The following is a 20,466-nucleotide window of genomic DNA, read 5'->3' as shown; positions in this document are numbered from 1 at the left end:
TAGAAGTTATAGAAATGCAGTCAAATGACATTAAGCTCGACATCAATGTTACCGCGTGTTGCTTTGGAGTACGGACAAAAATCATGCGCTTGGCGTGCCAAATCTTCGGCCTGGGCGCGTTCAATACCGGGTATTTTCACATCCAGACGTACCGCCAGCTGGAAGCCGCCATCGCTTGGATCCTTGCCGATAGATACGTGGCTAGTGACCTCAACATTGTCCACCTTCACCTTAGCCTTCCGGGCCACATTAGCCAATGCGCTCTCATAGCAGGCACCATAGCCTGCCGCAAACAATTGCTCTGGATTCGTAGCTTCTCCACCTGCGCCACCCAGTTCCTTCGGCGTGCTGAGCTTATGCTTCAAAACTCCATCGGATGAAGCGACTGAACCGTCTCTTCCACCATGTACCGTTGCTGATGCTGTGTATAATGCTTCCATGTTTTCATCTCTCCTTCACTATATTTTTTGCATTCCGCAGGAACCTATCGTCATGTTAATACATGATTTCCTTCTCGTATGTACTTTAAACGAACTACATAAAATGAATCATTTGAAATATGGATGTAAACTAGTACATTTACCGTTTAGTTCCACCCCACCATGTTTACACTATATGTTATAGGCTCCTACTTGGGCCGTCTACATTGAACAACCATCTCCACCAGTCGTTTAATTTTCGGGGACAGAATAAGGTAAGACCATTTCATAATCCTACCCATTCGATGGGGTAACCCTGTCGCACGCGAGAAAAAAATTAATAAAATATGGAACGGGCGTTCACCCGGAAGATGGACAACAATTTAAAAAATCCAAAACGACCAAGCCGCTCCCCTCAGAGCGATATAGCTTGGTTTTTCTATGGTTCAGCTTATACGATGGCCATATTGCTTCAAAAATACGATTAACTTGCTTGACCACACAAAAGTTGTACTAGACAAAAACTATTGGGAGTGTACAATAGGGATAACACAATCGTTATGTCACTAATAATATATTTTAACATCCATAAAGAAGGTGAAGCGTATGAAAAATATAAAGGGCAACTTCGCGGAAATCGCTTCACTGTCGGAAGTGAATCGTTCCTTGAGCATCCCAAAAGACGGGACCTGGTTTCGGAAGTTTCTTGCCTTTGCTGGACCCGGCTATATGGTCGCAGTCGGCTATATGGACCCCGGCAACTGGGCCACAGACATCGCTGGCGGATCAAAATTCGGCTACACGTTGCTTAGTGTCATTCTAATCTCCAACCTGATGGCCATCCTGCTGCAAGCCTTATCTGGCAAGCTTGGCATTGCCACAGGTAAAGATTTGGCTCAAATGTGCCGTGATGCCTACAGTCGTCCTGTCGCGATCGGCTTATGGCTCTTGTGCGAAATTGCCATAGCAGCCATGGATTTAGCCGAGGTCATCGGTTCAGCCATTGCGCTGAAGTTGCTGTTTGGTCTACCGTTACTATACGGAGTTATCATTACCGCATTTGATGTTATGCTCATTTTACTGCTGCAAAACAAAGGCTTTCGGGCATTGGAAACCCTCGTCATTGTACTGATGGCGACGATTGCCGGCTGTTTTGGCATTAATCTCATTTTGGCACAACCGGAATGGGGCGGCGTATTGGGTGGCTTTGTACCAGACTCGCAAATTTTGACGAATCCAAGCATGCTGTATATTGCTATCGGTATTATGGGTGCTACCGTAATGCCGCATAACCTGTATCTGCATTCTTCTATTGTACAAACTCGCAAATTTGAGCAGACTTCAGCAGGTAAACGGGAAGCTATTACATTTGCAACTTGGGATTCCAGTATAGCGCTGATGTTCGCATTATTTATTAATGCCGCCATCTTGATCGTGGCAGCTGCTGTATTCCATACGGCAGGAAGAACAGATGTAGCCGAAATTAGCGATGCCTACTATCTGCTTTCGCCCCTACTGGGAACCACACTGGCGAGCATACTATTTGGGGTAGCGTTACTCGCCTCAGGGCAAAATTCAACCGTAACAGGCACTTTAGCCGGGCAAATCGTGATGGAGGGCTTTTTGAATCTTCGTCTTTCACCTTGGTTGCGTCGTCTGGTGACCCGCCTCATCGCGATCATTCCAGCGGTCATCGTCACTGCCATCGCAGGTGAAAAAGGTGCGGAGGAACTGCTTGTGCTGAGCCAGGTCATCCTGTCCATCCAGCTTCCCTTTGCCATCATTCCATTACTGCTCTTTACCAGCGACAAAAAGATTATGGGCGAATTCGCAAATAAAATGTGGCAAAAAGTACTAACCTGGCTCGTGACCGCAGTCATTATCATCTTGAATGTAGTACTCATCATCCAAACGATTTCAGGTTGAACAATAATGCTTACAGACGCCTAGCTACACCCAAAACAGGAGATATCCAAAACGCCATAAAAGGCGTAGTGATATCTCTTTTCTTTATGCTTAGCTCCGCATTCTTTTCCACAAATCTAACATCAAGCATGCTCTCATGATCTCCTTACCCGACACGGATCGAATATTCCCGAGTTGTAGAGCGCTCCCCTTACTTACGAACCCTGTTCGTATTGCTTTTCAAAAGCTCTTTTTAACTTCAAAAGTCATATTACCAATTTTCAATTGTATGTCTATTCATTTAAGTAAAATTCTTTACTTCCTTAGTTTGTAATGCTACAGTAAAATCACAATACTAAATGTTTAGTATTAAAAGTTTATTATTAAACTATATGGAGGAGATATTATCTTGAGTACAACACGTGTGATGGTTCTTGGGCTCTTGCTGCAATATGGAGCAATGTCAGGATACGAAATACAACAGAAAATGCAATCAGCACAAACGGATAAATGGGCTTATGTGCAACCAGCTTCCATATATCATGCCTTAAAAAAAATGGATTCAGAAGGAATTGTACAGCTAGAAACGTTAGAACAGACAGGGAACCGGTCCAAAGCTATATATGCTATCACGGAGGCTGGAAAAAGTGAGTTTAGTCGGCTTTTAATCGAATCATTTAAGGAATCTTCTGTTGTATTTCCAACAGCACTGTACACAGCTTTAACTTTTATGAATGAGGCTGGGCTCCATGAAATTGAGGAAGCTTTAAGTTTCCAGCAGCAAGCCATCGAAAAAATCTATAAAGAAATGAAACTAGGGCAAGAACAAAAAGCTGAACTTATGGATATCCCTGTAAACGTTATGTTAATTTTCAGAAATATTTATGATCAATGTGAGCTTCAATTAAAATTTGTCAAACAAATTAAAGAGGAAATCAGAAGAAATTTATGAGGAGGATGTAATAATGAAACTGAGTAAAGGAGCACAAAATAAGCAAAAAGCTGCACTAATGGTTGTCGGATTAGCTGTATTCATTGATATGTTAATCTATGGATTAGTCGTTCCCATTTTGCCAAGGTATGCAGATTCTTTGGGCGCAACTCAAACTGAAATCGGATTTTTATTCAGCAGTTATGCAATCGCATTATTTATAGCTACACCTGTTTTTGGCCTATTAACGGATCGGATTGGGAGAAAGACACCTCTATTATGGGGGTTAATTGGACTCATAGCCTCCACTTTAATGTTTGCCATAGCCCACACTTTCTGGCTACTTGTAGTGGCACGCGCTCTTCAGGGAATAGCAGCCGCAATGACCTGGACAGCAGGACTCGCTCTCTTGGCTGATCTATACCCTTCTGAAGAACGTGGTAAAGCTATGGGCTTGGCATTATCCGGTCAAGCCGCCGGAACCCTTCTCGGACCGACAATTGGCGGTTGGTTGTATCAATGGGGAAGTTACCAGCTTCCTTTTTACTTTGCCATCTCCTTGGCCGTCATCGATGCTGTACTTCGACTAATTCTCCTGCATGATATTCCGGAAGCGAAAAATGAAAAGTATATTTCCCCTTTCTCGTTCATGAAAAATAAAGATTTGCTTTTGGTTATTGGAGTGGTGATTATCGGCGCATCCATCCCAAGCGTACTTGAGCCAACATTACCGTTACACCTACAGCACAAATTTAGCGCTAACCCAGGAATTATTGGATTATTATTTGCTATTCCCACGCTTGCTTATGGCCTGGCAACACCTTTTATAGGACAGTTTTCTAGTAAAATCGGCTATAAAAACGGAATTCTCCTCGGTCTACTTATGGTATCCATCGCACTTCCTCTAACTGCACTTCCAGCAATATTATCGCTTCAAGCTGTTATTTTAGCTATTTTAGGGGTTAGCATGGGTATGGTCCTTGCTCCCTGCTTACCTCAACTTGCTGATATCTCTCAACGAAGTGGAATTCATTCTTATGGAATTACTTTTGCACTCTATAACACGGCATACTCGATTGGCCTAATGATCGGCCCTATTTTGAGCAGTACTCTCACGGATCTAATGAATATTAAGTTCTCTTATTTAATCATAGGCATTATTGTATTTATATACATGTTCGTACTCGCTTCAACCTTAAGGAAAGCCAAAAATTCATATCCCCATAAGAAATAAAACATTTTATTACATATTTTTACACCACAGAGCATTCCAGTCCCTGAAAAAAAGGTATCCCTCAAGCTTATCGCTCAGGAATACCTTTTTTTGATCCATCTATGGCTTGACATGCTCTACTTTCATTTGCGCCTCAAGCGCGAGATTCAGCTTGAGCACGTTGACACGCGGCTCGCCGAACACGCCGGCGCTGCGGCCTTCTGTCTGCTCCTGCACCAGTGCTCTCAGTTGATCCTGCGGGATACCCGTCAAGCCGCTAATGCGCGGAATTTGCACCCATGCCGCCTGTGGCGAGATGTGTGGGTCCAGACCGGAGCCGGAGTTCGTAATCAGGTCCACCGGAACCTGACTAACAGGCACATCCGGGTTATGCTTCTGCCAATCCGCAATAGAGTCCTTGACTCGCTGTATCAAGGCCGGATTCGACGGTGCGTAGTTACTAGAGCCTGAACCAACCCCATTATAATCAACGCTCGATACCCGACCTTGAAAAAACGCCGAATCAGTGAAAGACTGCCCAATCAGTTCGGAGCCGACCACCCGCTCCTCCGCGTCACGAAGCATACTGCCGTTTGCTTGCTGCGGAAACAGAACCTGCGCTATTCCTGTACTGGCTAGCGGATATGCCAAACCGCACAAGAGAATCATCAGCACCGAAGTTCGCAAAGCCACTCCAATAACTGTACTTCCTCGCATCTCTTGTCTCTCCGGTTTTCCTTCCGACACAGTCCCGGTCCCTGTATGTTTGTTATGACCTTGTCCGCCAGATTCAGCTTTTTCGTGTGCAGCAAATCTGCGTCCAGACATCATCCGATAAAAACCACTCATGTCGTTCACCCTTTCTGCGCTAAATCCACAAATGCACCAGCAAATCAATGGCCTTTATACCGACAAACGGTACGACCATACCGCCCAGACCGTAAATCAGCAAATTCCGTCCCAGCAGGCGATCCGAGCTCATCGGCTTATACTTCACGCCCTTCATGGCCAGCGGAATCAAAAGCGGAATAATAACCGCGTTAAAGATCAACGCCGACAAAATAGCGGACAGCGGGGAGCCAAGCCCCATGACGTTCAAAGCGCCCATTTGTGGAATGGCTAGCATGAACATCGCCGGGATGATGGCAAAATATTTGGCAACATCGTTCGCAATGCTGAACGTTGTCAATGCTCCGCGCGTCATAAGCAGCTGCTTGCCGATCGCGACCACCTCAATAATTTTGGACGGATCGGAATCCAAGTCCACCATATTAGCCGCTTCTTTGGCCGCGACTGTGCCGCTATTCATGGCAAGACCTACATCGGCTTGCGCCAACGCAGGTGCATCATTGGTGCCGTCTCCAGTCATGGCAACCAGCTTACCCTGTTCCTGCTCACGTCGGATAACCGCGATTTTGTCCTCCGGCTTGCTCTCAGCTACAAAGTCGTCCACACCCGCTTCTCGAGCAATTGTAGCTGCTGTCAGCGGATTATCTCCGGTACACATGATCGTACGGATACCCATTTCCCGGAGCTGATCAAACCGTTCCTTCATGCCTGGCTTCACTGTATCCTTTAAATAAATAATACCGTATATCTGATCATCTAGCGCGACTGCCAACGGTGTACCTCCTTCAGAGGCTACCTGATTCGCTTTTTCCTCCAGATCGGCTGGAACACTGCCATTTTGCGATACGATCCATTGCCGAACGGAATCCACTGCGCCCTTGCGTACCTTTCGTCCATCGGCCAGATCCAGACCACTCATCCGGGTCTCCGCCTTGAATTCGATAAAGGTTCCACCTGCCGCCAAGGATTCATCCAACGTATGCTCCTGTTTGCGCATCAACTCGAGAACCGAGCGACCCTCTGGCGTCTCATCCTTCATAGAGCTAGTCGCTGCCCACTTCACTAGCTCTGCCTTCTCCACGCCCTCTACAGGCACGAATTCACTCGCCATCCGGTTCCCGAAGGTGATTGTACCTGTTTTATCCAGAATCATCGTGTTGATATCCCCAGAAGCTTCTACCGCCTTGCCTGACATGGCTAGCACATTAAACTGGGTGACCCGGTCCATACCGGCAATCCCGATGGCTGACAACAGTCCTCCAATCGTGGTTGGAATCAGACAGACTAGCAACGAAATCAGCACAGGAACAGGCAAATCAATGTTAAAATGACGGGCAATCGGCGCTAGCGTAACCACCACAATTAGAAAAATAATCGTCAAGCTAATCAGCAAAGTGTTCAGCGCAATCTCATTCGGCGTTTTTTGCCGCTGAGCGCCTTCCACGAGCGAAATCATTTTATCAATAAATGTCTCGCCCGGCTCTGTCGTAATCCGCACCTTAATCCGGTCACTAACCACTCGCGTTCCGCCGGTTACCGAGCAAAAATCACCACCCGATTCCTTGATGACCGGAGCCGATTCTCCCGTAATTGCAGATTCATCCACCGAAGCCAAACCTTCAATGACCTCACCATCGCTTGGAATCATTTCACCCTGGGAGACAATAACTACGTCCCCCTTACGCAACTCGGTTGAGCTAACCACCTGAATGTCATTTCCGACGAGCTTGTTAGCTTGCGTGTCCTGCTTGGATTTTTTTAAAGAGGCAGCTTGTGCCTTACCCCGCCCCTCCGCGAGCGCTTCGGCAAAGTTGGCAAAAAGCAACGTAAACAACAGAATAACAAACACGGCCAGGTTAAAGCCTATTTCCTTGTCAGTTCCAAAATAACCGGGAAACAGTAACATTAGCAGCACGACCAATGTACCGATCTCCACGACGAACATGACAGGATTTTTCATCATCATCATCGGATTTAATTTTATAAAGCTATCCTTGATCGCATGCTTCAAGATGCTTCTGTCCAGCATGTGTTTGCGTTGTTCCTTCATGGTCAAACACCCCGTTCATCCATTCTCATTTTCTTCTTCACATGGTCAAAAATTCAGCAACAGGTCCCAATACGATGACAGGTAAAAAGGTCAACGCACCAATCAGCAGCACGACCCCGATCAGAATGGCTCCAAATAACTTGTTGTCCGTGCGCAGTGTCCCCGTCGTCACCGGAGTCGGCGCTTTGGCATTCAACGAAGCCGCCACAGCCAACAATGCAATCATAGATACATATCGCCCGAAGAACATAACCATCCCCGTTGTTACATTCCAGAATACGTTGTTATCTGAAAGACCTTCAAACCCCGAACCATTATTTGCGGCAGATGACGCATATTCATAGAGCACCTGAGTCAACCCGTGATAGCCAGGGTTAGTGACCGCATCATATCCCCAATGACTCATAAACGCGAGCGCAGTTGGGGCGAGAATGAGAAACGGATGTACCAAAATGGCAATGGCGATCAGCTTCATTTCCTTGCCTTCAATTTTCCTTCCCATAAATTCCGGAGTTCTCCCGACCATCAGTCCGCATATAAACACACCCAGAATCGCATACATCAGCATATTCATCAGCCCGACACCCTTGCCGCCAAAAATGACGTTTAGCATCATTTCTCCCAAAGCAGCCATGCCACCTAGCGGGGTTAGTGTATCATGCATATTATTGACCGAACCTGTCGTTGCCGCTGTTGTGACCGCAGTGAATAAAGCCGATTGTCCAATACCGAAACGAACCTCTTTCCCTTCCATGCTTCCCTGAGAAGCATCCACACCCAGTGTCTGGATTAACGGATTACCTGTCTTCTCAGACACATACGTAATGGATAGAAAAATTAGAAACAATACCATCATGGAGCTAAAAATAATCCAGCCCTGCTTACGATTACGGGCAAACAATCCAAAGGTATACGGCAACGAAGCCGGCATTACCCACATTGCCAAAATTTCCAGCACGTTCGTCCAAGGACTTGGATTTTCAAAAGGATGCGCAGAGTTAGCTCCCGCATAACCGCCCCCGTTCGTCCCCAAATGCTTGATGGACTCCAGAGAAGCAATGGGTCCCATAGAAATTTGCTGTTGTGTTCCGCTCAGCGTCGTAAGATCCGCCGTAGGCTGTAGCGTCTGTGGTATCTTCAATCCCACCAGCACCAGCGTAAGCACAAAGGCCAGTGGCAGGAAAATCCTTATAATAGCTTTAATAAAATCTTGAAAGAAATTGCCCATCCCTTCACCGCGCCGCGTCAATCCTCTCATAAAAGCCGCAGCAACCGAAAAACCGGAAGCAGCCGAAGTGAACATCATCATCGTGACGAACGCCATCTGTGTCAGATACGTAAGCCCGCTTTCTCCGCTATAATGTTGGAGATTCGTATTCGTCATAAAGCTGATTACCGTATTAAAAGCTAGTGATGCTTCCATATTACTGTTTCCAGCCGGATTACCGGGAAGCATTCCCTGTAAACGCAACAGCAAGTAGCTGATTGCCACAAGCACGACGTTCGTAGCAATGAAACTCATAACATACGTAGTCCAACGCATGCTCTCCACTTTCTTCAAGCCTACTACCTTATAAATCAGCTTTTCTGTTCTGCCAAAAATCCGATCCGTTCGATTCGGTTCATTCGAGAATACATGATACATATATGTACCCATTGGCTTTACCAAGAGCAGCAATATAACGATCACAATTCCAATTTGAAGCAGCTCCATCCTCTATTCCTCCTTCAAAATGCTCCTGCGTTTGGAACAACAGACCCGATTAGACCATCTATGAAGTGCACACGTTTGCGAAAACCTGCTACCAATGATGCTTTAATGCTCAGATCTGTTGTTCCCGCCCGCTCTATCCCTACAAGTGACTAGAACTTTTCAGGGTTCAGGAGTGCGTAGATTAAATACATAAACACAATAGCCGTAAGCCCGAGTATAACGATCATCCTCTTCGTCCTCCTTTAGAGGTCTGCGCATCACACCAGCGTACAAACAGCAGTATCACTCCATAACTCACAGCCATGACGAGCAGCATGTATATATCCATCATGTTTATACCCTCCGTATCGATCCTCAGATCGCCATTCTTATTCCATCATAAAATCATAAAACAACTATGTCATAAGTGCTTATCCGTTCAGCAGAAAACCCACCTCTCCGTTCAATGTGTAGATCACATGGTCCGCTCCCAATCCCCGATAAATTCCTTGTGGATTACAGCCGTGTGTAATAACATAGATCGATTCCGATGTTAGTGGTCGACATATTTGCAGGAAACGGCAAGTCAGATTCAAGCTGTTCTCGAACAAATACACACTACCAATTTCTTTTTTTGGAAAATTCCATTTTCCCGCTTGCATGGTATTGATGCGGACAATGTGCTCCACACCCATTTTTTTGAGCTGTCGTTCCTCCTGGGCGCTATTCGTGAGAACTGCAAACGCCAATTTTTTGAAAATAAGCAATTTCACAAAACTTCTGCCCGCTTCATTCGGTGCAGTGACAATAATTAACCGACCTTCCATCAGTAGCTCCTCTCCCGGTATAAAAAGACAACAAAAAGAAGCCGAAGGAAAAAGGCTTTCCTCCGGCTTCTGACATATCCATGATAAAATAAACCATGGCTGCACACGGCGGTTTGTTGCCTCTCCCTGTACGCTTACGAGGTTAGCTGTCGGATTCGGACGTGAGAGTCGCCCTATTTCTGGCACTTGACCGGAAAATTCACCCCATGAGACACACGGCTTCCGAAGCCGTACAGTCTCGATTGGTTCCCCCGCTTTTGCAACTGCAAAATTCAGCGCTATAGACATTTCGTTGTTGCTTCATTCAAGTTAATTTGAAATTACGTCTTGAATCATACACCCGCGCATGGAAGACTGTAAAGCTCAACTGCAGGGTTATAAATCGGGCTTTAGAGCATAGAAGATTAATAATAACGCTTACAATGCAACTATGCTTCTCACATCTCCTTTAATCTCTGTTTTTCATCCCTTTTTGAAAATGACAAGCATGTCAATATTGGCGTAGGGTAAAGCGTTATTGGCCTTTTTTTGTAAAAAGAGAAGAAAATACGCTATATGTACCAGCTAAACACCGATTTAACCCGCTTTTATAAGAAGAAACAACTTAATTCGCTCCATTTGCGGTGCGATTTACTGTTTTGAGCAAAATACGATTTTACAGCGCCTGAAGGCTTTATACAGCTTTTCCAGGCTTGCAACCCTTCTTTAAATTGTCTAAAATTTAATTGCTGAATATTGAATGAGGAGAGATGCTATGACCGTTTATGAATATGATGCGCAAACCCTGCAAGGGAAACAAATTCCGTTATCCACATTTGAAGGGAACGTTCTGCTTATCGTGAACACTGCCAGCAAATGTGGGTTAACCCCCCAATACAAAGCGCTACAAGAGCTATATGACCAGTATCATGAACAGGGGCTCGAAATTTTGGGATTTCCCAGCAACCAGTTTGCCAAACAAGAGCCAGGTTCCAGTGAGGAGATCTCCGAGTTTTGCCAGATCAATTATGGTGTCACCTTTCCGATGTTCGCCAAGACAGATGTCAATGGCGATCAAGCACACCCCTTATTTCGCTACCTGACCCAAACAGCTCCGGGGGTATTAGGGTCCAAAGCGATCAAATGGAATTTTACTAAATTCTTAATTACAAGAGAAGGTAACGTGTTTAAGCGCTATGCACCGCAAACCACTCCAGATAAACTGGCGGGAGATATAGAGAAGCTTTTGCAGCAAAACTGACATTCTTCATTATCACAGTTAATAAACGACCTGTTGCAACCGTGGCTTCCGTGGCTAAAGAATATAACGAAAATGCTTAACAAAAAAAGCACCCTTTCACGTAAACCGTGTCAGGATGCTTTTTTAACTAGGTCTTGCATATAATGCGGTCGAGAGGACTCGAACCTCCACGGGCGTACGCCCACTACCCCCTCAAGATAGCGTGTCTGCCATTCCACCACGACCGCAAATCATAATGTATTGAGGCAACAGATTTATTATACTCTCTCATCAACTATTTGTAAACAAAAATATTATAATTATTTTAACTTACATATATGAGCGATAATAATACCGTCCTGCATAAAGATAACCGCTTGCTGAACTATGCATTAATGTTGCCCCCTTACGGATTATCAGAACCACCTAGCACTTAACTAAGTAATTAATTTGACGAAATAACGTATTTACGATTGTAAAAACACGTATAAAAGTGTATCATAGTTTCAGATGGTTAATTCTAACATGTTTACTGATGATTATTATAACACACCAATTATTCCGTAAGAATCCGTAAGGGGCGATTTCTTTTGAACAACAAAATGCCTGTCACCTCCTTCGGGTGGGCCATCAAACAACGGCTTGTCGAACTTCGACTGGATCAGAAAACATTTTGTGAGACACACAATATTCCGCCTTCACGCTTGTCCAATCTGATTCACGGCACCCGCAAAGCACAAAGGTACAGAAAACAAGTTGCTGCAATTCTGAACATCGACGATAACGATTATAAGGAGGCATCGCCACTCTAAATCCAACAAGCATTCCAGTTACATACAGGTCATTCCATATCACCAAGAAACCAAATAAACCCGTAAAGCGAACCCCTCCAGTTCGTTTACGGGTTTTCAACCCAGACAATCTTTAGCCAAAAAAATCATTCCGGCTTTGTTTTATCCTTCTCACTTTTTTGCTTACGATATTTCGCAAATTCAACATATTCTAAAATAAAATTCTGTTCTTCCGTCTCAAGATCTTCTGCCTGGCAATTCAGTGGCCCCATCACTCCAAAAAAATAAGCAGCCTTCTGCTCCTGAAGTACGCCTTCTCCCGGCTTAATCCCTTTCATTAACCAATCGAGCGATACATTAAAAAAGTCCGAAATCTGAATTAAATGAGTGGTACCCGGCGTTGTTTTCCCCCTTCTCCAATCACCGAGATTCCCTGAACTGATTTTAAGCTTTTCACAAAATGCCTTCTTGGTCATTCCCCGATCTTTAATCAAAGCTTCAATCCGTTGATAAATAGTTTGATCTCCCAAAATGTTTCCCCTCCGAAACAGTAACTTTTTCTGAAATAATTTTCATTTTTCAGCCTTACTCATTAGTAATCCCCATTAAATCCTAAGCAACCATTACCCTATAGTAGAATTGCGCTGGTTTTTCTCTTTACGAAAGCGGGTAAATTCAATATACTCAAGTATAAAATTTCTTTCCGCCTCACTAAGCGGTTCCCCCTGGCAATTCAGTTGCCCTGAAGCGTCAAAAAAATAAGGGTCTTGCGACTCCTTTAGCACCTCACCCTGTATATCTCGACCCAGCATAATCCAGTCCAGACTCGCATCAAAAAAAGAAGCGATTTCAATGAGTTTATTCGTGCCCGGCGTCGTTTTTCCTCTTTTCCAATCCCCGAAGTTCCCTGTACTAATGCCTAACTGCTGGCAGAACGCCTTTTTCGTCATTCCCCGTTCCTTGATGAGTTCCTCGATGCGATGGTAAATAGATTGCATAGAAGTTCCTTCCTCCCTAGCAGGCTCTCAAATAACGATATCATGTTCTCTGTTCCCATTTCAAAGATCACGTATGCTAAAATTACCGAATTATGTATGTTGGTTTCCATTATACCACAACACGCAACAAAAACCGCCTGTTTTCCGAAGAAAGGGCGGTCTTTAAGCCAGTCCACTTACGCCAATCACGTAGCAGAGTTGTCGATTTTAAGTAAAATATGCTTCAATTCATTCAAAGTTTCACTCAGATGCAATAAATCTTCTTCTGGCAGATACACCAGTCTTTCTTGAATTTTATTGGAGAAGGTATGAAATACCTGTTCACAAAAAGCATCGCCTTCCTGTGTAATCGCCACATTCACGACTCTGCGATCCGAATCACACGACTGGCGGTCAGCCAACCCATGCTCCACCAGTTTGTCCAGAAGAGGAGTCATGTTCGGACGTGAGACATTGAGCTGTTTGGATAAATCAGATACCGTAGACGAACGTACTTCACGCAGGAGCATTAGCACCTGAAAGTTATTAGGCGACAAGTGTAATGGGAAATCGAGCGGACCGTAGGTGAAAAATTTCTTCTTCACAATCGGAAACAAGCCCAAAATATTTTCTGATATATTTCCTAACAGTTGAGTGTCCATATTTTTCACCGTCACTTCATAAGTTTATACTTATCATTCTATAACATTATGGCGTTATATTATACTATGGAATCATTATTTCATCATAATCATTACTTTATTACATCATTACACAAATAAAAAAAGCCTCTACCGCGAGAGACTTTTCCGTTCATTCCATTGATGCGGTCGAGAGGACTCGAACCTCCACGAGCGTACGCTCACTACCCCCTCAAGATAGCGTGTCTGCCATTCCACCACGACCGCATAACAAAATATAAATGGTGAGCCATGAAGGACTCGAACCTTCGACACCCTGATTAAAAGTCAGGTGCTCTACCAACTGAGCTAATGGCTCATGCTGTTCATCCAAGCTGTCCGCCATTAGACCAGACCTCAGGAATTTCCCTTAAGCATGCAACATGTAGTCTATAAAGACAACAATGACCCGTAGGGGATTCGAACCCCTGTTACCTCCGTGAAAGGGAGGTGTCTTAACCCCTTGACCAACGGGCCTTATTATTATGCGCCAACTTGGCGACAAGAAAGAGTATATCAAATAGAATAACAAATGGCAATACTTATTTTTGAAATTTTAAAAAAAGCAGTTTTTATCATTACAAAATGCATGTCCACTTACATTAACTTATCTAGAATCATTTAATCCCTGAAAAATCATGATAAATGATTGCAATATCACTTACATTTACTTATAATCACTTACGAGATACCGAAATCATTATATATCAGAGGAGCTTTCTATGTATCAGGAAGAACGAATGTTAAAAATCGTTGATTACTTACAGCTTCACAAGCGTATTTCGGTGGATGATATTTGTGAAATTTTTAATGTTTCACGGGATACGGCCCGTCGAGACCTGGTAAAACTTGAGGAGCATCAAAAAATTATTCGCACCCGCGGCGGCGCCCTTCTCCCTAAACTGCATCACGATCCAATTGGAAATTATAACGAAAGACTGCTTACTGTATCTGAGGAGAAACAAGTGATCGGACAATTGGCTGCCAACATGGTACGAGATAGGGATCGTATTATATTGGATTCCTCTACCACCGTACAGGCGTGTGCAGAAAGACTGAATGTGCAGGAATGTTCGGTTATCACCAATTCAATTAATCAGGCCGACGTACTATCTGGAAAAGACGGTGTCTCCATTCATCTGTTGGGAGGCCGCCTGCAAAAAGAGCACCGGTATGTATATGGCTCGTCCGTAATCGCCACTTTGTCTCACTATTTTGTAGACAAAGCTTTTATCGGGATTGGAGGCATATCATCTCACGGACTAAGCCTGATTCATGAAGAAGACGGTATGCTGAAGCATCAGATGATGAAACAGGCGGATCAGGTGATCATCCTTGCGGACCATTCGAAATTCGGAATTAATTTCCCGTATCGTTTTGCTGATTTATCTGAAGTTAATATCGTGATCACCGATCGCTTGCCAGAACCAGCAATGCTGGAAATTTTGCAACATCATGATATTGAAGTTGTTGTCCCCTCATAAAATATGAGACTGCTTAGCTAGAACTCAAGATTTATCACAGAGATATCGAAAGACAGGAGTTGGAGAGAAATGAAACTGTTTGCGATTGATATGGATGGAACACTGCTGAACGAGGAAGGAAAAATAAGCAAAGTGAACGCGGAGGCTATACGCCAAGCACAAAAGCAAGGCGTTCAGGTGACAATTGCCACTGGTAGAGCCGCTTATGACGCCTGGACAAAGCTAGAGGAAGCAGAACTTATAACTCCCGTCATTGGAGCAAACGGGGCAACCGTACACGATGTGCATCGTCGTCAGTTAACCTCTACTCCTATGGGCCGCAGTGAAACGTTTGAAGTGCTGAGCTGGCTGCACGATAACGACTTTTACTATGAGGTCATGACAGACCGCGCTATTTATTCTCCACAAAACGGACATCAGCTACTTGCTGTTGAAATGGATCGATTGCTGAGCGCCAACCCGGATATTTCGCTGGATACATTATTACACGCAGCCGAAAAACAATATGAACAGACCGGACATACCCGCATCGCTTCATATGAGGACATTCCACTGGATGTAGAGATTTATAACGTGCTCTGTTTCTCCTTTGATCAAGCCAAATTGGATCGGGGCCGTGAGCGTTACCAAAGTTTTCAGGGCCTGAACATGGTCATCTCTTCAGACCGTAACTTTGAAGTCGAGCATAAGGACGCGTCTAAAGGTAATGCATTGCGTTATCTGGCGAATCATCTGAGCATTCCCATGCAGGAAGCTGTAGCGATTGGGGACAGTTACAACGATATCTCCATGCTGACAATGGCAGGAAGAGGCATTGCCATGGGCAATGCAAAAGACGACATTAAGGCCGTCTGCTCCGAAGTGACTCTGACTAATACGGAAGATGGCGTCGCTCATGCTCTGTTGAACATACTTAAGACAGTTGAGGCTGACACTGTGAAATAGAAGTCATTGGCTGCTTACAAGACAGGTTGACGTCGCTTCATGGCGTACGCAGCACGTTCGTCTCTCCATTTAAACGAATTTCAGTCCACCGTTATTTTCAAAGCAGATCTAGACAAAAAGGACGCTTGCAAGCATCATTACAATGCATACGAGCGTCCTTTTTCTACTTAAAATACCAACGGAGAGAGAGGGATTCGAACCCTCGCACCGCTTTCGCAGCCTAACCCCTTAGCAGAGGGTCCCCTTATAGCCACTTGGGTACCTCTCCATGGCTCCCCGAACAGGACTCGAACCTGTGACAACTCGATTAACAGTCGAGTGCTCTACCAACTGAGCTATCAGGGAACATTACTGTAAATTATCTTACAGTATGGTTAATTTACCATGATTCAGGGGGTGCCGTCAAGTGCCAACAGGCGAAGCTTACCTCCACATTTCCCACAGCGATATCGCTGTGTATTCATCTTACGCTTGCGCATATACTCCTGTTTACAGGAAACGCATACTAGCTTGTAACGATAAGGCTGAGGCTTACGTTCCGTTCTTCCCGGCAGAGTCTGACAATGCCTGCTTCCTCCTACACGGGCCAACCATGCTTTGAAGTCAGCATCTCGATGCTGATAGCCCATCCCGCGCAAATGTAAATGATAATGGCACAGCTCATGCTTAATAATTTTCTCCACCTCAGAACGTCCGTAAGCTGCGAGTTGATGTGGATTAATTTCAATATGATGACTTTTCATAAAATACCTACCGCCTGTGGAAGACAGACGTGCATTAAAGGTGGCTTGATGTCGAAACGGCACACCGAAGCTCTCCAGCGAAATGCGCTCTACCCATTCTTGAAGCTCTTCATTACTCATAGAATGGCTCATTGAATGGTTCATTGAATTGTTCAGGGACTTGGACTCCATCCTTACGGTCTCTCCTCCTTCGCTCCTTACTGACAAGCATATTATAAAATAACGACCGAAGTCTAACCCCCAATTCATAAGCACACTTTAGGTACCCACCCCATATGCTAAGCATACAGATGTAACGCAGAGGAGGAGATCGGCTTGCCTCAATGGCTCAGCAATCAGCTCATGCGGGCCTTTTACAAAAAGGACCGGCGCCAAATTAAACTGTTGAACGATTGTTGGTTTTTTTATCATAAAGCACCTGGCGTGGAGTTCGATGCCAACAACGGGTAAAAGCTAAATGCATCCAAAATGAAAGCCGGAATCTCCGATGCAGTTCGGAGATTCCGGCTTTTGTTAACCCTTCACAAGAAGGTTGCACAGTTTTATTTAAAGTATTATGCCTGCGATTGCGCCTCTGCAGGAGGTTTCATCGTCAGACCAACCCTGCCTTTTTTCAAATCAACATTTAACACCCACACCGTTACGTTATCACCGACAGATACGACATCCATCGGATGCTTTACGAAGCCACTGCGCAGCTGTGAAATATGAACCAACCCGTCACTTTTAATACCGATATCGACAAACGCGCCAAAATCAATGACATTGCGGACGGTTCCCTGAAGCTCCATACCCGGTGCCAGATCCTCGATCTTCAGCACATCCTTGCGGAATACCGGCAACGGCAGCTCGTCACGCGGGTCACGGCCCGGACGCTGGAGACTGTCCAGAATATCCTTCAGTGTCGGCACGCCGACTTCCAGCTTCGCAGCCAATTCGTCAATGTTGGACACGTTCAGTGCTTCCGTTGCAGCCTTGGTGCCCAGATCGTGGGCATTGATGGCCAGTTCCGCCAACAGGCGGTCTACGACAGCATAGGATTCAGGGTGAATCGGTGTGCGATCCAGCGGATTTTCTCCACCCGGTATACGGATAAAGCCAACAGATTGCTCGTAGGTTTTTGCACCAAGACGCGGCACCTTCTGCAACTGACGACGGTTGCTGAATTTACCGTTTTCCTCGCGGTACTTAACGATGTTTTTGGCAATCGTCGCATTGATCCCTGCTACATAGGATAACAGCGCAGAGGAAGCCGTGTTCACATCTACACCGACATGGTTAACGGCTGATTCGACAACGTCCTTTAAGCTTTCATCCAGATGTTTCTGCGACACATCATGCTGGTATTGGCCTACACCAATAGCCTTCGGCTCAATCTTGACCAACTCAGCCAGCGGGTCCTGCACACGACGTGCGATGGAAGCCGCACTGCGCTCGGCCACGTCCAAATCGGGAAATTCCTCCTGTGCCAGCTTGGAGGCAGAGTATACGCTTGCGCCCGCCTCATTGACGATCAGATACGCTAGACTGCTGTCACCAATGTCCGCGATGACTTCCGCTACGAATTGCTCTGTCTCGCGCGAAGCGGTTCCGTTACCAATGACAATCAATTCGATCCCGTATTGGGCAATCAGCTGCTTGAACTTTTCAGCAGCCTCGCGCTTCTTGTTGTTCGGTGGTGTCGGATACGTCACAGCCACTTCGAGCAGCTTGCCGGTGTCATCGACAACCGCCAGCTTGCAGCCTGTCCGATAGGCCGGATCGACACCGAGCACACGTCGGCCCTTGATCGGAGCCTGTAGCAACAGGCTGCGCAAGTTGCCTGCAAAAATGGAGATCGCCTGCTGCTCGCCCTTCTCCGTCATTTCAGCGCGCACTTCACGCTCGATAGACGGCGCGATAAGTCTTTTATACGCATCCTCAATGACACTGCGCAGCAGATCTTGCACGACAGACGATCCTTTAATCACTTGGCCTGCCATGTAATTGTAAATAGAATCTGGCACTACCTCCAGACCAACCTTAAGAATGCCTTCCCGCTCCCCGCGATTAATCGCCAGAATACGGTGAGGTGGCATTTTCTTAGCGAGTTCACGATAGCTGTAGTAGTTCTCATACACGGATTCTTGCTCTGCGTCCTTCGCTTCGGAGGTCAGCATACCATGGTCCAGCGTATATCGGCGTACCCATTGGCGAATAGCCGCATCATCCGCTATATTTTCAGCTAAAATGTCCAAGGCTCCTTGGATGGCCGCCTCAGCGCTGTCCACTCCCAGTTCCGCATTTACATAAGACTCGGCTTCTTTCAGAGCATCGCCCTGCTTCGGCTGGCTCCAGATCCAGATGGACAGCGGCTCCAGTCCCCGTTCCTTTGCTACACTGGCGCGGGTTTTGCGCTTTTGCCGATACGGACGGTACAGATCCTCCACTTCCTGAAGTTTAACCGCAGAGGTGATAGCCGCCTGCAGGTCTTCCGTCAGCTTGCCCTGCTCATCAATAATGCGGATGACCTCTACCTTACGATCCTCCAGATTACGCAAATACACTACACGATCTTCAATTTCACGTAGCTGATTTTCATCCAGCTCTCCTGTCATTTCCTTACGATAACGCGCGATAAAAGGAATTGTATTCCCTTCATCCAACAAACTGATCGTTGTCCGAATTTGCTTGAGTGCCAGCGACAGCTCTCTCGCCACTTGTTTGACAATCCGCTCTTGGCGTTCTGCTTCGTTCGGCTCCTGCCGGATTTCCGTCTTCGTTTCCTCGTTAGACAAACCTATCCCTTCTTCCTCACAACTCTTGTCATACAGCTTGTCTTTCATTATCACAAAAAATGATTCAAAGCGCCAGCAGGTGCCGTTAGAGCAAGCCCTACCTGCATTTTTCATCAGACACGCAAAAGGACAGCGCCCAAGCGCTGCCCTTTTCCCGTTTCACTCGTCGTTCCATCACGCTAAAAATCAATCAAACCGAGACTGATTTGTAGCGAATCGCTCACTTTGCGCATAGTTTCTTCATCTAAGTGGGTGATTTTGTCGGTAAGCCTTTGCTTGTCGATCGTCCGAATTTGCTCCAGAAGAACAACAGAATCACGATCAAAGCCATGCGTCGCCGCGTCGATTTCCACGTGTGTAGGCAGCTTTGCCTTCTGAATCTGAGCGGTGATAGCTGCCACGATCACGGTAGGACTAAACCGGTTGCCGATATCATTTTGAATGATCAGCACAGGTCTGACGCCACCTTGCTCGGAACCGACTACGGGTGAAAGGTCTGCAAAAAAAACGTCGCCGCGCTTTACGATCAATATGGATTACACCCCGCTAACTGTACGGCCCAAGGTGCTGTTTGCATCTTCCTCCGCGTGAAAGGCTTCGGATGCCATGGTCAAGTTAATTTTAGCCATTTCCATGTATCCACGCTGCATAGCTTCACGAATGTAACGTTTTTTACGTTCGCCTACATACAGCTTCATGGCCTGCCTGATAAATTCACTGCGGTTGGAATTTTCCATAGCTACGATCCCGTCCACTTCCTGCAAGAGATGATCTGGCAAACTGATCATTATTCTTTTGGTGTTCTGCAAATTGGCCAACTTCTCTTCCACCCCCAAAACCTTGTCGCCATTGTACCATTATAACGTTATTCCCGGTAATTTATTCAAACGGAATACAAGAATGTATATGATATTCGTATATCATCTATGCTGCATTCCATTATAAACTACGCAGTTCGTTTTC

At 45.6% G+C, this 20,466-nt stretch carries 21 protein-coding genes, 6 tRNA genes and 1 riboswitch; of the genes, 8 read left to right on the top strand and 19 right to left on the bottom strand.

The window, feature by feature from the left end; translation table 11 throughout:
- Positions 1-20 precede the first annotated feature (20 nt).
- Complete coding sequence (locus MKY98_RS06840) at positions 21-440, bottom strand: organic hydroperoxide resistance protein (protein WP_013309264.1); 420 nt, start codon at positions 438-440, stop codon at positions 21-23.
- 585 nt (positions 441-1,025) lie between these two features.
- Between MKY98_RS06840 and MKY98_RS06835 the strand changes: the two genes are divergently transcribed.
- The 3 genes from MKY98_RS06835 (at position 1,026) to MKY98_RS06825 (ending at position 4,489) form a co-directional block, all read left to right on the top strand.
- Positions 1,026-2,345 (top strand): Nramp family divalent metal transporter, encoded by a 1,320-nt coding sequence (locus tag MKY98_RS06835; RefSeq protein WP_069012202.1) that lies wholly within the window; start codon positions 1,026-1,028, stop codon positions 2,343-2,345.
- A 388-nt stretch (positions 2,346-2,733) separates the two neighbouring features.
- Entirely contained in the window at positions 2,734-3,276 is a 543-nt protein-coding gene (locus tag MKY98_RS06830) for a PadR family transcriptional regulator (protein ID WP_069012203.1), read from the top strand.
- 13 nt (positions 3,277-3,289) lie between these two features.
- The gene (locus MKY98_RS06825) at positions 3,290-4,489 is read left to right on the top strand and encodes an MFS transporter (RefSeq protein WP_069012204.1); all 1,200 of its coding nucleotides are present in this window, start codon (positions 3,290-3,292) and stop codon (positions 4,487-4,489) included.
- Between the two features lie 99 nt (positions 4,490-4,588).
- On the opposite strand, the gene kdpC is transcribed toward MKY98_RS06825, so the two are convergent.
- From kdpC to MKY98_RS06805, 5 genes are all read right to left on the bottom strand, one after another.
- Entirely contained in the window at positions 4,589-5,317 is a 729-nt protein-coding gene (gene kdpC, locus MKY98_RS06820; protein WP_069012205.1) for a potassium-transporting ATPase subunit KdpC, read from the bottom strand.
- Positions 5,318-5,336: 19 nt separating this feature from the next.
- Positions 5,337-7,367 (bottom strand): potassium-transporting ATPase subunit KdpB, encoded by a 2,031-nt coding sequence (gene kdpB / locus MKY98_RS06815; protein WP_029516352.1) that lies wholly within the window; start codon positions 7,365-7,367, stop codon positions 5,337-5,339.
- A gap of 37 nt (positions 7,368-7,404) precedes the next feature.
- Positions 7,405-9,081, bottom strand: a complete 1,677-nt coding sequence (gene kdpA / locus MKY98_RS06810; RefSeq protein ID WP_029516351.1) for a potassium-transporting ATPase subunit KdpA — start codon at positions 9,079-9,081, stop codon at positions 7,405-7,407.
- 149 nt (positions 9,082-9,230) lie between these two features.
- Positions 9,231-9,308 carry a potassium-transporting ATPase subunit F gene (locus tag MKY98_RS27040; protein WP_071559652.1) on the bottom strand — a complete coding sequence of 26 codons (78 nt, stop codon included), beginning with the start codon at positions 9,306-9,308 and terminating at the stop codon, positions 9,231-9,233.
- Between the two features lie 183 nt (positions 9,309-9,491).
- Positions 9,492-9,887: a hypothetical protein gene (locus MKY98_RS06805; RefSeq protein ID WP_023987603.1), complete on the bottom strand. Its 396-nt coding sequence runs from the start codon at positions 9,885-9,887 to the stop codon at positions 9,492-9,494.
- A 115-nt stretch (positions 9,888-10,002) separates the two neighbouring features.
- Positions 10,003-10,175, bottom strand: a riboswitch (cyclic di-AMP (ydaO/yuaA leader).
- Between the two features lie 466 nt (positions 10,176-10,641).
- Between MKY98_RS06805 and MKY98_RS06800 the strand changes: the two genes are divergently transcribed.
- The gene (locus MKY98_RS06800; RefSeq protein WP_069012206.1) at positions 10,642-11,127 is read left to right on the top strand and encodes a glutathione peroxidase; all 486 of its coding nucleotides are present in this window, start codon (positions 10,642-10,644) and stop codon (positions 11,125-11,127) included.
- A 144-nt stretch (positions 11,128-11,271) separates the two neighbouring features.
- On the opposite strand, the gene MKY98_RS06795 is transcribed toward MKY98_RS06800, so the two are convergent.
- Positions 11,272-11,354 (bottom strand) — tRNA-Leu (locus MKY98_RS06795).
- 342 nt (positions 11,355-11,696) lie between these two features.
- Between MKY98_RS06795 and MKY98_RS06790 the strand changes: the two genes are divergently transcribed.
- The gene (locus MKY98_RS06790; RefSeq protein ID WP_029516349.1) at positions 11,697-11,918 is read left to right on the top strand and encodes a hypothetical protein; all 222 of its coding nucleotides are present in this window, start codon (positions 11,697-11,699) and stop codon (positions 11,916-11,918) included.
- Between the two features lie 125 nt (positions 11,919-12,043).
- Here the strand turns inward: MKY98_RS06790 and MKY98_RS06785 are convergent, their stop codons facing one another.
- The 6 genes from MKY98_RS06785 to MKY98_RS06760 form a co-directional block, all read right to left on the bottom strand.
- On the bottom strand, positions 12,044-12,427 hold the full coding sequence (locus MKY98_RS06785) for a helix-turn-helix domain-containing protein (protein ID WP_013309253.1): 384 nt from the start codon (positions 12,425-12,427) through the stop codon (positions 12,044-12,046).
- A 93-nt stretch (positions 12,428-12,520) separates the two neighbouring features.
- A complete protein-coding gene (locus MKY98_RS06780; protein ID WP_069012207.1) occupies positions 12,521-12,895 on the bottom strand; it encodes a helix-turn-helix domain-containing protein in 375 nt (124 codons plus the stop codon).
- Positions 12,896-13,080: 185 nt separating this feature from the next.
- Positions 13,081-13,536, bottom strand: coding sequence for a MarR family winged helix-turn-helix transcriptional regulator (locus tag MKY98_RS06775; protein ID WP_023987598.1), 456 nt, complete (start codon positions 13,534-13,536; stop codon positions 13,081-13,083).
- A 163-nt stretch (positions 13,537-13,699) separates the two neighbouring features.
- Positions 13,700-13,782, bottom strand: a tRNA-Leu gene (locus tag MKY98_RS06770).
- A 15-nt stretch (positions 13,783-13,797) separates the two neighbouring features.
- Positions 13,798-13,873, bottom strand: a tRNA-Lys gene (locus MKY98_RS06765).
- Positions 13,874-13,959: 86 nt separating this feature from the next.
- Positions 13,960-14,031 (bottom strand) — tRNA-Glu (locus MKY98_RS06760).
- A 245-nt stretch (positions 14,032-14,276) separates the two neighbouring features.
- Here MKY98_RS06760 and MKY98_RS06755 point away from each other — a divergent pair.
- Together MKY98_RS06755 and MKY98_RS06750 are read left to right on the top strand one after the other, a co-directional pair.
- Positions 14,277-15,038 (top strand): DeoR/GlpR family DNA-binding transcription regulator, encoded by a 762-nt coding sequence (locus MKY98_RS06755; RefSeq protein ID WP_029516347.1) that lies wholly within the window; start codon positions 14,277-14,279, stop codon positions 15,036-15,038.
- A gap of 69 nt (positions 15,039-15,107) precedes the next feature.
- Positions 15,108-15,983 (top strand): Cof-type HAD-IIB family hydrolase, encoded by an 876-nt coding sequence (locus MKY98_RS06750; RefSeq protein ID WP_029516346.1) that lies wholly within the window; start codon positions 15,108-15,110, stop codon positions 15,981-15,983.
- Positions 15,984-16,162: 179 nt separating this feature from the next.
- Here MKY98_RS06750 and MKY98_RS06745 read toward each other — a convergent pair.
- The 3 genes from MKY98_RS06745 to MKY98_RS06735 form a co-directional block, all read right to left on the bottom strand.
- Positions 16,163-16,251 (bottom strand) — tRNA-Ser (locus MKY98_RS06745).
- 1 nt (position 16,252) lies between these two features.
- A tRNA-Asn gene (locus MKY98_RS06740) sits at positions 16,253-16,328 on the bottom strand.
- A gap of 44 nt (positions 16,329-16,372) precedes the next feature.
- Positions 16,373-16,897 carry a SprT family protein gene (locus tag MKY98_RS06735; protein WP_069011132.1) on the bottom strand — a complete coding sequence of 175 codons (525 nt, stop codon included), beginning with the start codon at positions 16,895-16,897 and terminating at the stop codon, positions 16,373-16,375.
- Positions 16,898-17,041: 144 nt separating this feature from the next.
- Here MKY98_RS06735 and cmpA point away from each other — a divergent pair, with 144 nt between their 5' ends.
- A complete protein-coding gene (cmpA, locus tag MKY98_RS06730; RefSeq protein WP_007429337.1) occupies positions 17,042-17,176 on the top strand; it encodes a cortex morphogenetic protein CmpA in 135 nt (44 codons plus the stop codon).
- A gap of 104 nt (positions 17,177-17,280) precedes the next feature.
- On the opposite strand, the gene MKY98_RS06725 is transcribed toward cmpA, so the two are convergent.
- The 3 genes from MKY98_RS06725 to MKY98_RS06715 form a co-directional block, all read right to left on the bottom strand.
- Positions 17,281-19,503, bottom strand: a complete 2,223-nt coding sequence (locus tag MKY98_RS06725; protein WP_029516344.1) for a Tex family protein — start codon at positions 19,501-19,503, stop codon at positions 17,281-17,283.
- A gap of 179 nt (positions 19,504-19,682) precedes the next feature.
- Positions 19,683-20,033, bottom strand: a complete 351-nt coding sequence (locus MKY98_RS06720) for a type II toxin-antitoxin system PemK/MazF family toxin (protein ID WP_007429335.1) — start codon at positions 20,031-20,033, stop codon at positions 19,683-19,685.
- Between the two features lie 6 nt (positions 20,034-20,039).
- Positions 20,040-20,321, bottom strand: a complete 282-nt coding sequence (locus MKY98_RS06715; RefSeq protein WP_007429334.1) for a CopG family ribbon-helix-helix protein — start codon at positions 20,319-20,321, stop codon at positions 20,040-20,042.
- Positions 20,322-20,466: the final 145 nt, after the last annotated feature.

Origin of the sequence: Paenibacillus sp. FSL M8-0228 (genome assembly GCF_038007385.1) — a bacterium.
Taxonomy (GTDB): Bacteria; Bacillota; Bacilli; order Paenibacillales; family Paenibacillaceae; genus Paenibacillus; species Paenibacillus polymyxa_D.
The sequence above is the reverse complement of the archived record's forward strand: the minus strand, read 5'-3'. Positions and strand labels throughout refer to the sequence as shown.